Consider the following 14,102-nt stretch of genomic DNA (forward strand, 5'->3'; position numbering starts at 1 on the left):
GGAGGTCACGGGTGGCTGCAGAAGACGTTCGGAACCTGATCATCGTCGGGTCCGGGCCGGCTGGTTACACGGCGGCGGTCTACGCCGCGCGCGCCCAGCTCGAACCCCTGGTGTTCGAGGGTTCCCAGTTCGGTGGCGCGCTGATGACCACGACCGAGGTCGAGAACTACCCCGGCTTCCGGGACGGCATCCAGGGCCCCGAGCTGATGGACGAGATGCGCAAGCAGGCCGAGCGCTTCGGCGCCGATCTGCGCGCTGAGGACGTCGAGGGGGTCGAGCTGCTGGGCGAGACCAAGTACGTGACCGCGAACGGTGTGCGCTACGCCGCGAAGGCCGTCGTGCTGGCGATGGGTGCCGCTCCGCGGTACCTGCACGTGCCCGGCGAGCAGGAGCTGCTGGGCCGTGGCGTGTCGTCGTGTGCGACCTGTGACGGGTTCTTCTTCCGCGACCAGGACATCGCGGTGATCGGCGGCGGCGACTCGGCGATGGAGGAGGCGACGTTCCTCACCAAGTTCGCCAGGTCGGTGACGATCATCCACCGCCGCGAGGAGTTCCGCGCCTCCAAGATCATGGTGGAGCGCGCCCGCGCCAACGAGAAGATCCGCTGGCAGCTGAACTCGCAGGTCACCGAGGTCGTGGGTGAGGGCAAGGTCGAGGGCGTCAAGGTCCGCGACGTCAACTCCGGCGAGGAGAAGACGCTCGACGTGACGGGCTTCTTCGTCGCGATCGGCCACGACCCGCGCAGCGAACTGGTGCGCGGCCAGGTCGACCTGGACGACGAGGGCTACGTGCTCACCAAGGGCCGCACCACGTACACGAACATCGACGGCGTCTTCGCCGCCGGTGACCTCGTGGACCACACCTACCGCCAGGCCATCACCGCGGCAGGCTCGGGCTGCTCCGCGGCGATCGACGCCGAGCGCTGGCTCGCCGAGCACGGCACGGCGGCGGCCGAAGAAGCGCCGGAACTGGTCGGCGGCGGGTACGGCGCCTCCAACTGACCACCTGTCTCAACTGTTGATCGAAGGAGAAACGATGTCCAACACCGTCAAGGTGACTGACAAGTCGTTCGCGGACGACGTGCTGACCAGCGACAAGCCCGTGCTGGTGGACTTCTGGGCGACCTGGTGCGGTCCGTGCAAGATGGTCGCCCCGGTGCTCGAGGAGATCGCCGACCAGCACGGTGACAAGCTGACCGTCGCGAAGCTCGACGTCGACGAGAACCCCGGCACGGCCCGTGACTACCAGGTCATGTCGATCCCGACGCTGATCCTGTTCCAGGGCGGCAAAGCGGTGAAGCAGATCGTCGGTGCCAAGCCGAAGGCAGCGCTGCTGCAGGATCTTTCCGACGTTCTCGCCTGAGCGAGGCAACCTGAACCCGGGGGCCGGCGTCTTTCCTAGAAGGCCCCCGGGTTTCTTGCTGCCCGGAATTCGCAGGCGGTGACGCACCGGCTGGCCCTGCGCGGATACGGAGAGTTCTCAAGGCAGAATAAGGCTCCGGGTCTGTCGCCCGAAACTGTTTGTGCCGCACCGGATCTCACCCCGGTGCCCAAGGAAGAGCGAGGAGTGCATGCGGGTACTCCGCCGCGGTGACGCCGGAGAAGACGTCGCTGAGATCAGGTCGATGCTGGTCGCACAGGGCCTGCTCCGCACCCCTGGGGAGGCGGACGACCACGCGCCTTTCGACCACGAGGTCGAGCGCGCCGTCCGTGGGTTCCAGCAGCGCCGGGGGCTGATCACCGACGGCATCGTCGGCCCGGCCACCTACCAGGTGCTGCGTGGGGCGACCTACCACCTCGGCAGCCGTCCGCTCGCGTATCTGATTTCTTCGCCGGTGCACGGCGACGACGTCTTCGCGCTGCAGGACAGGCTCACCGAGCTCGGCTACGACGCGGGCAGGCCCGACGGCCTGTTCGGCGGGCGCACGGAAAAGGCGCTGAGGAACTTCCAGCGCGACTACGGCCTGGTCGTGGACGGGATCTGCGGTCCGGCGACGGTGCGCGCGCTGCGCCAGCTGTCGCCGCGTGCTCGTGGTGGCCGTCCGGTGTTCCTGCGTGAGCAGGAGCAGGTCCGCCAGGCGGGCCCCCGGCTGCGCGGCAAGCGGATCGTGATCGACCCGGGGCACGGTGGCGAAGACGCCGGTGTCGAGGTCAAGGACGTCCGCGAAGCCGACGTGGTGTGGGACCTGGCGCGCCGGCTCGAGGGCCGGATGAAGGCCACCGGCATGGAGGCCTTGATCTCGCGCGGCCCGGACTTCGGCCCGACCGAAGCCGATCGCGCCGCCTTCGCCAACGACGCGGGTGCCGACCTGTTCCTGTCCCTGCACTGCGACGTCAACTCGTCGCCGCACGCGCAGGGCGTGGCCACCTTCCACTTCGGCAACGGCTACGGCACCACGTCCACGGTCGGCGAACTGCTGGCCGGGTTCATCCAGCGTGAGCTGGCCGCGCGGACGGGGCTGCTGGACTGCCGTACGCACGCCAAGACGTGGGAGATCCTCCGGCTCACCCGCTGTCCCGCGGTGCGCATCGAGATCGGCTACCTGAGCAACCCGAACGACCGGGCGCGGATGTCCGACCCGGCCTTCCGCGACGTGGTGGCCGAAGGCATCCTCATCGCCGTCAAGCGGCTGTACCTGCTCGGCGAGGGCGACCAGCCCACGGGTACGTTCACCTTCGCCGACGTCCTCGCGCACGAGCTCGCGAAGGCCGAATAGCCACAGGCATCCATGCACAACTGGGGATAACTCATCGAGTTATCCCCAGTTCTGTGGATAACTCAGGCTCGCGTGGTGCTCGGCTCCGCCGTGGTGATGGTGACCTGGCCCAGCAGCCGTTCCAGCGCGGCCTCTACGTCTTCCTTCCAGGAGATCGCCGAACGCAGCTCAAGGCGCAGCCGCGGCCACTTGTGGTGCGGCCGCACGGTCTTGAACCCCACCGCCGTGAGGAAGTCCGCCGGCACCACGCAGGTGTGGCCCATCGCGTCGTTCTCGACCTCGCTCGGGTTCGCGTCCCCGAAGGCCTCGATCGCGCGGACACCTCGCTTCGTCAGGTCCTTCGCGACGGCCTGGATGAGCATCCGCCCGAGCCCGCCGCCGCGGAACTCCGGCAGCACGTTGAACCCGGTCAGCAGCACGGCGTCCGCGCTGGGCGGGGAAGTGGGGAAGGCCTGCGCCCTCGGCACGGCGTTCGGCGGGGCGTACAGCACGAAACCGACGGGCAGGGTGTCGCTGTAGATCAACCGGCCGCAGGAGCCCCACTCCAGCAGCACGCTGGAGACCCAGGCTTCCTTCTCGACCTCGGTGGAGCCGAACTCCTCCGCCTGCGCCTTCAGATGCGGCGGGAGCTCCCAGTAGACGCAGCGCCTGCAGTTCTTGGGCAGGTGCTCCAGGTTGTCCAGCGTGACGCCCACGACGCGACGCGACACCCGACCTCCCAGATTGCAGTGCTCATGGCTCGCGGGCAGGCGTGACCGCAGCTGCCTTTCGGACCGTACAAGAGCATAGGGCGCTGTGACGCCTGCCGAAAGGACGCGAAGGTCACAAGGACGGGTGGTTACACTCGACTAACTGAACCCACGACACCCAAGCGAAGTGCTGATGACTGCCTCACCGCCCGAGAGAACCGGCCGCCACAACCTCGATCCGCACCTCGACCGGTACGCCGCGCGTACCGAGGGGATGACGGCATCGGAGATCCGGGCGTTGTTCGCGGTGGCGAGCAGGCCCGAGGTGGTATCGCTGGCAGGCGGCATGCCGAACCTCGCCGCGCTCCCGCTGGACAGCCTCTCGGCGCAGGTCGGTGAGCTGATCGCCGAAGACGGGCTCACAGCGCTCCAGTACGGCTCCGCGCAGGGCATCCCGGTACTGCGAGAGCAGATCTGCGACGTTATGGCGCTGGAGGGCATCTCAGCCCACTCTGACGACGTCGTGGTGACGGTCGGCTCCCAGATGGGCCTGGACATGGTCACCCGCCTGTTCTGCGATCCCGGCGACATCGTGCTCGCCGAAGGGCCCTCCTACGTGGGGGCCCTCGGTTCGTTCGCCGCCTACCAGGCCAAGGTCGTGCACGTCGTGATGGACGACGAGGGCCTGGTGCCGGAGGCGCTGCGTGAGGCGCTGGCCGCCGCGAAACGGGCCGGGCAGCGGGTGAAGTTCCTTTACACGATCCCGAACTTCCACAACCCGGCCGGCGTGACGCTGGCCGTCGAGCGCCGCGCGGAGATCATGGAGATCTGCCGGGAGCACGGCGTGCTCGTGGTCGAGGACAACCCGTACGGCCTGCTCGGGTTCGACGGGCAGACGTATCCGTCGCTGCGCTCCATCGACCCGGAGAACGTCGTGTATCTCGGCTCGTTCTCCAAGACCTTCGCCTCCGGCCTGCGGGTCGGCTGGGTGCTGGCGCCGCACGCGGTGCGGGAGAAGCTCGTCCTGGCCGCCGAGTCGGCCACGCTCTGCCCGCCGACGCTGAACCAGATGATCGTGTCGCGGTACCTGGCCACACACGACTGGAAGGGCCAGATCAAAACCTTCCGCGAGAACTACCGCGAGCGCCGGGACGCGATGATCTCCGCGCTCGAGCAGTACCTGCCGTCGGGATGCAGCTGGACCCACCCCGATGGCGGCTTCTACGTGTGGGTGACCGTGCCCGAGGGCGTCGACACCAAGGCGATGCTGCCCAGGGCCGTCACCGCGCGGGTCGCGTACGCCTCCGGCACGGGTTTCTACGCGGACGGGTTCGGCAGCAGGCAGATGCGGCTGTCGTACTGCTACCCGACGCCGGAGCGGATCAAGGAGGGCGTCCGGCGGCTGGCCGCGGTGCTCGAGTCCGAAATGGACCTTGTGCGCACGTTCGGTACGGTCAGCATGAAACCCATATCCGGGCCGGAAAATCCGTCCCCGGACACGGCTTAGATTCCACATTGGACATTCAAGGGGAGTACGGCGTGGTTGTGCCCACCGTGGCGGTTCTGGCAGGCGGGCTTTCGCATGAGCGCGACGTTTCCCTGCGCTCGGGCCGGCGGCTGTCCGCCGCGCTGCGCTCGCAGGGGCTGACGGTCGAGGAATGGGACACCGATGGTGGCCTGCTCGACCGCCTGCGCTCCGAACGGCCTGACGCCGCGGTGGTCGCCCTGCACGGCGGCGAGGGCGAAAACGGCTCCGTGCAGACAGTCCTGGAGATGCTGCAGGTGCCTTACGTCGGCACCAGCTCGCAGGGTTGCCGCCGCGCTTGGGACAAGCCGACTGCCAAAGCGCTGCTGGAGCAGGCCGGGTTCGCCACGCCGGACTGGGTCGTGCTGCCGCACAGCACTTTCCGCGAGCTGGGTGCGCAGGCCGTGCTGGACGCGATCGTGGACCACCTCGGCCTGCCGCTGATCCTCAAGCCGGACCAGGGCGGCTCGGCGCTGGGCACTCAGGTGGTGCGGGACGCCTCGGAGCTGCCGACGGCGATGGTCGGCTGCTTCGCGTACGGCGACACGGTGCTCGCCGAGCGGTACGTGGAAGGCGTGGAGGTGGCGGTCACCGTCATCGAGCGCGATGGCGGCCCGGAAGCGCTGCCCGCGGTGGAGATCGTGCCGGAGAGCGGCGTCTACAACTACACCGCCCGCTACACCGCCGGGCTCACGAATTTCTTCGCGCCGGCCCGGATCTCCGAGGAGTCGGCGAAGGCGGTCGGGGAGTTGGCCGTCGGGGCGCACCGGTTACTCGGTCTGCGGGACATCTCCCGCACCGACGCGATCGTCGACGCCGACGGCACCGTCCAGTTCCTCGAAGTGAACTCCTCGCCCGGTCTGACCGAGACCTCCACCGTGCCGATGGCGATCGAGTCCTCCGGGGCTTCCCTCGGCGGGGTTTTCGCCGATCTGGTCAGCCGGGCGATCTCCCGCACCGCTTGATCAAATCATCACCGTGACGAAATGACCTAGGGTCATCCTTCATCGGTTTCACGTGTCTGATTTGACTCTTTCGGCGCCATCAATGCCACGATCCGCTCGAGATCGTCGACCGAGCCGAACTCGACGACGATCCGGCCCTTCCGGCGGCCGAGGTCGACCTTCACCCGGGTGTCGAAGGTGTCCGACAGGCGAGTGGCCAGATCCTGCAATCCCGGCGCCTGCATCGCCTTGCGCGGCTGCGGCTTCGGCTTGGCCGGCGTCTCGCTCTTCTTGAGCGTGACCGCTTCCTCCGTCGCGCGGACCGAAAGTCCCTCGGCGACGATTCGGGTCGCGAGGTCTTCCTGAGACTCGGCATCCTCCAACGACAGCAGCGCGCGGGCGTGCCCCGCCGAAAGCACCCCGGCGGCGACGCGACGCTGCACGGGGAGGGGGAGCTTCAGCAGCCGGATGGTGTTCGTGATGACCGGGCGGCTGCGGCCGATACGGCCGGCGAGCTCCTCGTGCGTCACCTCGAACTCGTCGAGCAGCTGCTGATAGGCCGCCGCCTCTTCGAGCGGGTTCAGCTGGACGCGGTGGATGTTCTCCAGCAGGGCGTCCCGCAGCATCGCCTCGTCGGCGGTCTGCCGGACGATGGCCGGGATCTTCTCCAGCTCCGCCTGCTGCGAAGCGCGAAGCCGGCGCTCGCCCATGACGAGCTCGTACTCGTCATCGCCGAGCTCCCGCACCACGATCGGCTGCATGAGGCCGAACTCGCGGATGGAGTGCTCCAGCTCGGCGAGCGCCTCTTCGTCGAAAACCTGCCGGGGCTGTTTGGGGTTGGCCTTGATCGCGCTGATCGGGACTTCGCGATAGACCGCCCCGGCGACCTCGCCGCCGACGGCCGGCGCGCCTTCCTCCGGCGCGGGGACCTGATCGCCATTACGCGAGGATGGCTCGGTGCGGACCTCGATTGTCGCGCCTTCGGCGGCAGCGGGCCCGGTCGGGATCAGCGCCGCAAGGCCGCGGCCGAGCCCCCCTCTGCGTTCGGTCATAGTGTTCCGCTCCTCGATCCGTTGGTGCTGCCGCGCTCGGCGATCTCCTTCGCGGCGTCCATGTAGCTCATCGCGCCGCGCGATCCGGGGTCGTACGCCAGCACGGTCTGGCCGTAGCTGGGCGCCTCGGACACCTTCACGTTGCGGGGGATGACCGTCTTGAGCACGACGTCGCCGAAGTGCCCGCGTACCTCCGCGGTCACCTGATCGGCCAGTTTGGTCCGGCCGTCGTACATCGTGAGCAGGATCGTGGAGACGGCCAGCGCCGGGTTGAGGTGCTTCTGCACGAGGTCGATGTTGCTCAGCAGCTGCCCCAGACCTTCCAGCGCGTAGTACTCACACTGGATCGGGATCAGCACCTCGCGGGCGGCCACCATCGCGTTCACCGTGAGCAGGCCGAGCGACGGCGGGCAGTCGATGAAGACGTAGTCGACGCCCGTCTCGTCGATCGCCTCGGCGGAGAGCGCCTCCTTGAGCCGCGACTCGCGGTTGCCCATCTCGACGAGTTCGATCTCCGCACCGGCGAGATCGATCGTGGCGGGCACGCACAAGAGGTTCGGCGACTGCTCGGACACGGCGGTCGCCTCGGCGAGCGAGACCTCGCCGAGGAGCACCTCGTAGACCGACGGGGTGCCCGAGCGGTGTTCCACGTTGAGCGCGGTGCTGGCGTTGCCCTGTGGGTCGAGGTCGATCACGAGGGTCTTGAGCCCGTGCACGGCGAGGGCGGCGGCGAGGTTCACGGCGCTGGTGGTCTTGCCGACGCCGCCCTTCTGGTTGGCGACGGTCAGCACGCGACGGTGGTCGGGCTTGGGGAGCATGTTGGATTCGGGATGGAGGACGCGCGCGGCGTTCTCCGCCTCTTCGGCGATCGGGGTCCAGTCTGACGAAGGCGGGGTCACTGGCCGAGCCACCTCTCTGGTATCGACACTCCACCGCGCACTTCGCACGGTTTCACGTGGAACATGGCCATCTTTTCATCCCGTCCGCTTCGATCGGACACCGACAGCGCTTCGCCGTCGTCTCTGTTGAGCCGATGCCTGCGGGCGGATTCGCTCGACAATCACAACTGTCGTGGGAGTCTCAAGTAGGTCGACTCCGCACTCGGAGACCGTGGGCTCGCCGCCTCCGACCCTGGCGACGGCGGACATGTCACGCGCGACTTCGTCCCGCGCGCTGGCCCCCTTCAGTGCAAGCATCATGCCACCTTCGCGGAGGAGCGGCAGACACCAGCCCGCCAATTTCGCGAGCGGCGCCACAGCGCGCGCGGTCACGACGTCGACGGTGCCGATTTCTGCCCGGATCGCCTTCTCTTCCGCCCGGCCACGGAGCACGCTCACGTCGAGGTCGAGTTCCTCGATCACTTCGTCGAGCCAGTCGACCCGTCGCGCCATCGGCTCGACGAGCATCAGGTGAAGGTCCGGCCGCGCGATCGCGAGCGGGATGCCGGGGAGGCCGGCACCCGAGCCGACGTCCACGACGCGCGCCCCGTGCGGGATCCGCTCACCGATGACAGCGGAGTTGAGCAGATGCCGATCCCACAGCCGGTCGACTTCCCGCGGCCCGATGAGTCCGCGCTCGACCCCGTGCCGCTCCAGGAGAGCGGCGAACCGCTCGGCGCCCTCCAGTCCGTCTCCGAACACGCGGGCTGCTGACTCTGGTACCGGCGCCACTCGTCACTCCGTTTCACGTGAAACCGCTGTCGTTCCGATTGTCCCCGACGCCGGACGTGCATCGGGGGAGTGGCTCGGTTTCACGTGAAACTGGGCAAGAAAAAAGCGGCCCGCCGGATGTCCGGCGGGCCGCTTCGGGTTCCTGGTTGTCAGTCTTCGTCGCTGTCGGGGATGACGACCACCCGACGCTTGGGCTCCTCGCCCTCGCTCTCGCTGTGCACACCGTCGACCGCCGCGACGGCGTCGTGCACGACCTTCCGCTCGAAGGGGCTCATCGGCTGCAGGCGAACCTTCTCGCCATTCGCCAGCACCGACTCGGCAGTCGACCGGCCGAGCTCGCGGAGCTCCTCACGGCGACCCGCGCGCCAGCCCGCGATGTCCAGCATCAGCCGGCTCCGCGTTCCGGTCTCCTGTTGCACCGCGAGCCGGGTCAGCTCCTGCAGCGCCTCGAGCACCTGACCGCGGCCGCCGACGAGCTTCTCCAGATCGTCACCGCCGTCGATGCTCACGATCGCCCGGCCCGCTTCCACGTCCAGGTCGATGTCCCCGTCGTAGTCGAGCAGATCCAGCAGGCGCTCCAGGTAGTCCCCGGCGATGTCGCCCTCACGCACGAGCAAGTCGGCGCCGGTGGGCGCGTTCTCCTCGTTCTCGTTCTCGGTCTTCTCCGACTCGGTGTCGATCGCCTCGACCGTCTCCGACATCATTCGTCTCCTCTCCCGGGGCCGGCGTCAGCGACGCTTCTGCCCCGAGCCTTTCTGTCCTGAGTTCTTGCCACCCTGTGCCGACTTCTTGCGCTGCCCGCCCGAACCCTGCGGGCGCTGCCCCTGCTGGGCGAACCGGTGGGGTGAACCTGCCTTGGGACTCCGCTTGCCGTTCGACTGCTGGCCGTTGGCGGAGGACTCGTTCTCTTCGTCGGTGCTTTCCGTCTTGGTCTCGTTCTTCGGCTGCACGGGCTTCGCGCCCGGCTTCGGCTTGGCACCCGGCTTCGGGGCGAGCGCGTCGCGCTTCTCCTTCGCCTCGGCCTTCTTGGCCGCCTCTTCCTTGTCGATCCGGGTGTAGACGAGTCGCTGCTGCATGAGGGTCCAGCCGTTGTTGGACAGCCAGTAGACGAGCAGGCCGATCGGGAAGAACGCACCGAAGACGAGCACACCGAGCGGGAAGATGTACATCGTCAGCTTCTGCATGAGCGCGGCCTGCGGCTGCGCCTCCGTGGCCGTCGCCGCCTGCCGGGCCGCCGAGTGCCGCGCGGTGAGGTGGGTCAGGACGCTCGCGAGGATCATCAGCGGAACGGCCACCGGGGCCACGTTCCAGTTCCAGCCACCACCGGTGCCACCCAGCACCGAGGCGTGGTGGATCGCGTCACCGATGTTGACGCCGAACAGCTTGGCGTTGACGTAGGACTCGACGCCGGCGTGGTCGAAGAAGTAGTTCTCGGTCTTCTGGTCCAGCGGCTTGTTCGTGAACGAACGCAGCACCCAGTTCAGCCCGATGAACACCGGGATCTGCAGGACCATCGGCAGACAGCTGCCCAGCGGGTTGACCCCGTGCTCCTTCTGGAGCTTCTGCATCTCCGCGGCTTGGCGCTGCTTGTCGTTCGCGTATTTCTTCTGGACCCGCTTCAGTTCCGGCGCGAACTCCTGCATCTTCTTCATCGACCGGACCTGGTTCACGAACGGCTTGAACATGATGCCGCGGACCGTGAAGGTCAGGAACATGATCGCGAGGATCCAGGCGATCGCGTTGTCGTCGCCAAGGACGAAGCCGAAGACTTTGTGCCAACACCAGAGGATGAAGGACACGGGGTAGTAGATGAAGTTGAGCACTGAGCTACTCCTCGGTTGACAAACCAGGTCTGGTGTGGCGCCAGGAGAACTTCTCGGGCACCGGGTCGCGGCCGGGCATTGTCCACGGGCCGCAGCGCAACAGCCGTCGCAGCGCGAGGTACGAACCCCGGGCCGCGCCGAAGCGGGTCAAGGCCTCAACCGCGTACGTGCTGCAGCTCGGATAGAACCGGCAACTCGGCGGGAGGAAGGGGGAGATGCATTTGCGATAGAACCGGAGCGGGAGCAGCAACAGCCAGGCGACCGGACCAGGCCGGCCTGCCTCGCGGGGCCCGTCGTCGATCGCGGCCGTGGGTTCGTTCACACCGCTGACCCATCATGATCGTGCTCGGCCGGGCCGGCCGCTCGCCGGTCCGGGATCAGGCCCAGTTTGCGGAGCGCGGAGTCGAGATCCACGCCCAGTTCGGCACTGGACGCCGTCGCCGCCGGCGGTAGGGCCCTAATCACCAACGAGCTGCCCGCCGGAACGGTTCCAAGGCGCGCGGCGACGAGATGACGCAGCCGACGGCTCACTCGGTGGCGAACGACGGAGTTGCCGACGGCCTTGCTCACCACAAAACCCGCCCGCGTTCCAGACGCGGGCGGGTCCGAGGCCTGCAACACATGGACCACAAGGCGCCGCCGCCCGGCGCGAGACCCGCGACGCATGACTTCGCGGAAGTCCTCACTTCGCCGCAGACGAGCGGCAGCGGGCAGCATGGGCGCGCCTGGGTTCAGGCGCGATCAGGCGGACAGCTTCTCGCGGCCCTTGCGACGACGGCCCGCCAAGATCGCCCGGCCCGCGCGGGTGCGCATGCGCAGCCGGAATCCGTGCGTACGGGCGCGTCGGCGGTTGTTCGGCTGGAAAGTGCGCTTACCCTTGCTCACGACTCTGCTTCTCCTGGTCTCGACATACCGGTGGCTTCGGTGTGCCACCGTCAGGTCTGGGTGTCAGCCCGCGCTGTCAGCGAACATGGACACGCAAATGTGCCCGTCGCAAGCGGGAGACCCTACGAGAGTACGCACCCGGTCCCGCCGTCCGGCAACCGGCCCCGCCGAGTACGCGCGAGGACCGACTGGCGACCGCCGGTAGACCATGGAATCCTTCTGCGACGGGTGTCTTGTGGGACAGCGCCGGGCTTGTTAGCGTGTCTCCTCTTGAGTCACCCGTTCGAGGGGCTCGACGCCATGGTCGGAAGGTGTGGAGGCTCTGGCTGGCGTAGGTTGCACCCGCAGGTGGAGGCGCTGCGGGGGCCCGTACATTAGTGCACAGTTGTGGACAACTCTGTGGATTACCGCTGCGCGCGGTGACCACGGCATACGGAGACGCCGCTCCATGTGATGAGCAGGCGACCCGCAGGGTGGTTTCAAGGTGTCGTCCAGCGCGGCGAGGGGAGGGGAGCGGAGTCGGTGTCCGAGCACCAGATCAATCTGGGCGTCGTCTGGGATCAGGTCGTGCGCGAGCTGTCCGACGGCACGCTCTCTCCGCAGCAGCGCGCGTGGATGCGAGTGACCCGCCCGATAGGTCTGCTCGACGGGACGGCACTCCTCGCCGCTCCCAGTGACTTCGCCAAGGAAGCGATCGAGCGCGCGCTGCGCGAGCCGATCACGCACGCCTTGTCCCGGCGCCTCGGGCGGCCGGTCTCCCTGGCGGTGAAAGTGGACACCGCGGAAGTGGCTCCCGCGCCGCCGGTGCCGACCCCGCAGTACGCGCCTTCACCCGCGCGAGTGGAAAACGGGAGCGCCGCGGAGGCGCCTTCCCGCACGATGCCGCCACTGGACGACGGACTGCTGCCGCCACTGCGCCGCACGCGTGTCCAGGCCGAGCCGGCCAAACCGGTCGTCCCCGAAGACGACGGGGAAGAAGAAGTGGACGAAGAGGGCGACGCGCTCGCGGCCGCGCACGAGATCTGGCCGATGTTCTCCGGCCAGCCGGTGGCGGGCCAGCCGTACACCGCTCCGGCACAACCGCAGACTTCGAAGACGCGCCTGAACGAGAAGTACACCTTCGACACGTTCGTGATCGGCGCGTCCAACCGCTTCGCGCACGCGGCGGCGTTCGCCGTCGCCGAAGCGCCTTCCCGCGCGTACAACCCGCTCTTCATCTGGGGCGAGTCCGGCCTGGGCAAGACGCACCTGCTGCACGCCGTCGGGCACTACGCCCAGCGGCTGTTCCCGGGGATGCGCGTGCGGTACGTGTCGACCGAAGAGTTCACGAACGACTTCATCAACTCGCTGCGGGACGACCGGAAAGTGGCGTTCCAGCGCCGCTACCGCGACATCGACATCCTGCTCGTCGACGACATCCAGTTCTTGGAAGGCAAGGAAGGAACCCAGGAGGAGTTCTTCCATACCTTCAACACCCTGCACAACGCGAACAAGCAGATCGTGGTGTCCTCGGACCGGCCGCCCAAGCGGCTGGAAACCCTGGAGGACCGGCTGCGCACGCGGTTCGAGTGGGGGCTGATCACCGACATCCAGCCGCCCGAACTGGAGACCCGGATCGCGATCCTGCGCAAGAAGGCCGCGCAGGACAGGCTCGCGGTGCCGGGCGAGGTGCTGGAGTTCATCGCGTCTCGGGTCGAGGCGAACATCCGTGAGCTCGAGGGCGCGCTCATCCGCGTCACCGCGTTCGCTTCGCTTAACCAGCAGCCGGTGGACGTCGGGCTCGCCGAGATCGTGCTGCGGGACCTGATCCCGGATTCGCAGGCGCCGGAGATCAGCGCACCGACGATCATGGCGACCACCGCCGAATTCTTCGACGTGACGATCGACGACCTGTGCGGGCCGGGCAAGACGAAGGCGCTCGCCACGGCACGCCAGATCGCGATGTACCTCTGCCGCGAGCTCACCGACATGTCACTGCCGAAGATCGGGCAGACCTTCGGCGGCCGCGACCACACCACGGTGATGCACGCGGACAAGAAGATCCGGAAGGAAATGGCCGAACGGCGCCGGATCTACGACCAGGTGCAGGAACTGACCTTCCGCATCAAGCAGCGCGCCCGCCAGTAGCCGGCCGCGCGCGCACCTCTTCTCTACGCTCACCTCTTCTCTAACTGTCATGCCGCGTTCGACCGCGGTATGCCGCGCGCTCCTTGCCACGCAAGGGGATTCGCACGGCCTCGTGTCGGGGCGGACCTAGAGCCGCACAGTCCGCGCGAAGCCGCTTCGTCCGCCGACACCGTCTCGGCCCGCGCGCTTTCCCAGTCCGCGTAAGCGGTTCGTCGCCGCGCTCGCGAATCCTTCCTTGCCGCTCAACGGATTCGGCTTCGCACTCCTGTCCGCGTTCGTGCCGCGGCCCGCTCGGCTCGTGTGATCCCAATAACGACAACGCATCGAAGAACGATCACCGTCGCTCACAGGAGTGAAGTACTTGGTCCCCACGTCCCTCCGCGACCGTGGGTACAACTCGGCCCACAGCTGGGGAGAACTGTGTGGACAACTGTGGATGGATGTGGATGGGTTGTGGGGAGCCGAAAACTGTCCACCGGCGGCCGAAACTGTCCACGGGGATGACCGCCCGGATGTCCACAGCCGGACGCGCCGTGGGACCTGCGACAACACCGGCTGTCCACACAACCCACAGCCCTTATTACTGTTACTGCCCTTGTTCTTCTCAAGAAGATCTTCTAAAGCAAAAACAGGGGACTGTGGATCTGGGGACAAGCGGGGAGGACGAGGAG

General features: G+C 67.8%; 15 protein-coding genes. 6 read left to right on the forward strand and 9 right to left on the reverse strand.

All coding sequences use genetic code 11. From position 1 onward, the window contains the following. Positions 1–11: 11 nt before the first annotated feature. The 3 genes from trxB (at position 12) to FPZ12_RS00280 (ending at position 2,716) form a co-directional block, all read left to right on the forward strand. Positions 12–1,001, forward strand: coding sequence for a thioredoxin-disulfide reductase (gene trxB, locus FPZ12_RS00270; RefSeq protein WP_144745346.1), 990 nt, complete (start codon positions 12–14; stop codon positions 999–1,001). Positions 1,002–1,035: 34 nt separating this feature from the next. Further along, entirely contained in the window at positions 1,036–1,362 is a 327-nt protein-coding gene (gene trxA, locus FPZ12_RS00275) for a thioredoxin (protein ID WP_144745347.1), read from the forward strand. A 208-nt stretch (positions 1,363–1,570) separates the two neighbouring features. Next, entirely contained in the window at positions 1,571–2,716 is a 1,146-nt protein-coding gene (locus tag FPZ12_RS00280) for an N-acetylmuramoyl-L-alanine amidase (protein ID WP_144745348.1), read from the forward strand. 62 nt (positions 2,717–2,778) lie between these two features. On the opposite strand, the gene FPZ12_RS00285 is transcribed toward FPZ12_RS00280, so the two are convergent. Next, on the reverse strand, positions 2,779–3,426 hold the full coding sequence (locus tag FPZ12_RS00285) for a GNAT family N-acetyltransferase (RefSeq protein ID WP_144745349.1): 648 nt from the start codon (positions 3,424–3,426) through the stop codon (positions 2,779–2,781). Between the two features lie 172 nt (positions 3,427–3,598). On the opposite strand from FPZ12_RS00285, the gene FPZ12_RS00290 reads away from it, so the two are divergent. Both FPZ12_RS00290 and FPZ12_RS00295 read left to right on the forward strand, forming a co-directional pair. After that, positions 3,599–4,912, forward strand: a complete 1,314-nt coding sequence (locus tag FPZ12_RS00290) for an aminotransferase-like domain-containing protein (protein WP_144745350.1) — start codon at positions 3,599–3,601, stop codon at positions 4,910–4,912. Positions 4,913–4,944: 32 nt separating this feature from the next. Beyond that, entirely contained in the window at positions 4,945–5,895 is a 951-nt protein-coding gene (locus FPZ12_RS00295; protein WP_144745351.1) for a D-alanine--D-alanine ligase family protein, read from the forward strand. A gap of 32 nt (positions 5,896–5,927) precedes the next feature. On the opposite strand, the gene FPZ12_RS00300 is transcribed toward FPZ12_RS00295, so the two are convergent. From FPZ12_RS00300 to rpmH, 8 genes are all read right to left on the reverse strand, one after another. Then, a complete protein-coding gene (locus tag FPZ12_RS00300) occupies positions 5,928–6,926 on the reverse strand; it encodes a ParB/RepB/Spo0J family partition protein (RefSeq protein WP_144745352.1) in 999 nt (332 codons plus the stop codon). Further along, positions 6,923–7,825: a ParA family protein gene (locus FPZ12_RS00305; protein ID WP_243769592.1), complete on the reverse strand. Its 903-nt coding sequence runs from the start codon at positions 7,823–7,825 to the stop codon at positions 6,923–6,925. The genes FPZ12_RS00300 and FPZ12_RS00305 overlap by 4 nt, the downstream gene beginning before the upstream one ends. A 75-nt stretch (positions 7,826–7,900) precedes the next feature. Next, positions 7,901–8,596, reverse strand: a complete 696-nt coding sequence (rsmG, locus tag FPZ12_RS00310; protein ID WP_144745353.1) for a 16S rRNA (guanine(527)-N(7))-methyltransferase RsmG — start codon at positions 8,594–8,596, stop codon at positions 7,901–7,903. Positions 8,597–8,745: 149 nt separating this feature from the next. Beyond that, positions 8,746–9,297: a Jag family protein gene (locus tag FPZ12_RS00315; protein ID WP_166462505.1), complete on the reverse strand. Its 552-nt coding sequence runs from the start codon at positions 9,295–9,297 to the stop codon at positions 8,746–8,748. A 27-nt stretch (positions 9,298–9,324) separates the two neighbouring features. Then, positions 9,325–10,419, reverse strand: a complete 1,095-nt coding sequence (gene yidC / locus FPZ12_RS00320; RefSeq protein ID WP_144745355.1) for a membrane protein insertase YidC — start codon at positions 10,417–10,419, stop codon at positions 9,325–9,327. 4 nt (positions 10,420–10,423) lie between these two features. Continuing rightward, on the reverse strand, positions 10,424–10,741 hold the full coding sequence (gene yidD, locus FPZ12_RS00325) for a membrane protein insertion efficiency factor YidD (RefSeq protein WP_424923561.1): 318 nt from the start codon (positions 10,739–10,741) through the stop codon (positions 10,424–10,426). Continuing rightward, entirely contained in the window at positions 10,738–11,136 is a 399-nt protein-coding gene (gene rnpA / locus FPZ12_RS00330; RefSeq protein WP_144745356.1) for a ribonuclease P protein component, read from the reverse strand. Before rnpA ends, yidD begins: the two co-directional genes overlap by 4 nt. Positions 11,137–11,160: 24 nt before the next feature. Further along, on the reverse strand, positions 11,161–11,304 hold the full coding sequence (rpmH, locus tag FPZ12_RS00335; protein WP_084628390.1) for a 50S ribosomal protein L34: 144 nt from the start codon (positions 11,302–11,304) through the stop codon (positions 11,161–11,163). Positions 11,305–11,826: 522 nt separating this feature from the next. Between rpmH and dnaA the strand changes: the two genes are divergently transcribed. After that, positions 11,827–13,431, forward strand: a complete 1,605-nt coding sequence (dnaA, locus tag FPZ12_RS00340) for a chromosomal replication initiator protein DnaA (RefSeq protein ID WP_144745357.1) — start codon at positions 11,827–11,829, stop codon at positions 13,429–13,431. Positions 13,432–14,102: the final 671 nt, after the last annotated feature.

Source organism: Amycolatopsis acidicola (assembly GCF_007713735.2).
In the GTDB taxonomy this organism is placed as follows: Bacteria; Actinomycetota; Actinomycetes; order Mycobacteriales; family Pseudonocardiaceae; genus Amycolatopsis_E; species Amycolatopsis_E acidicola.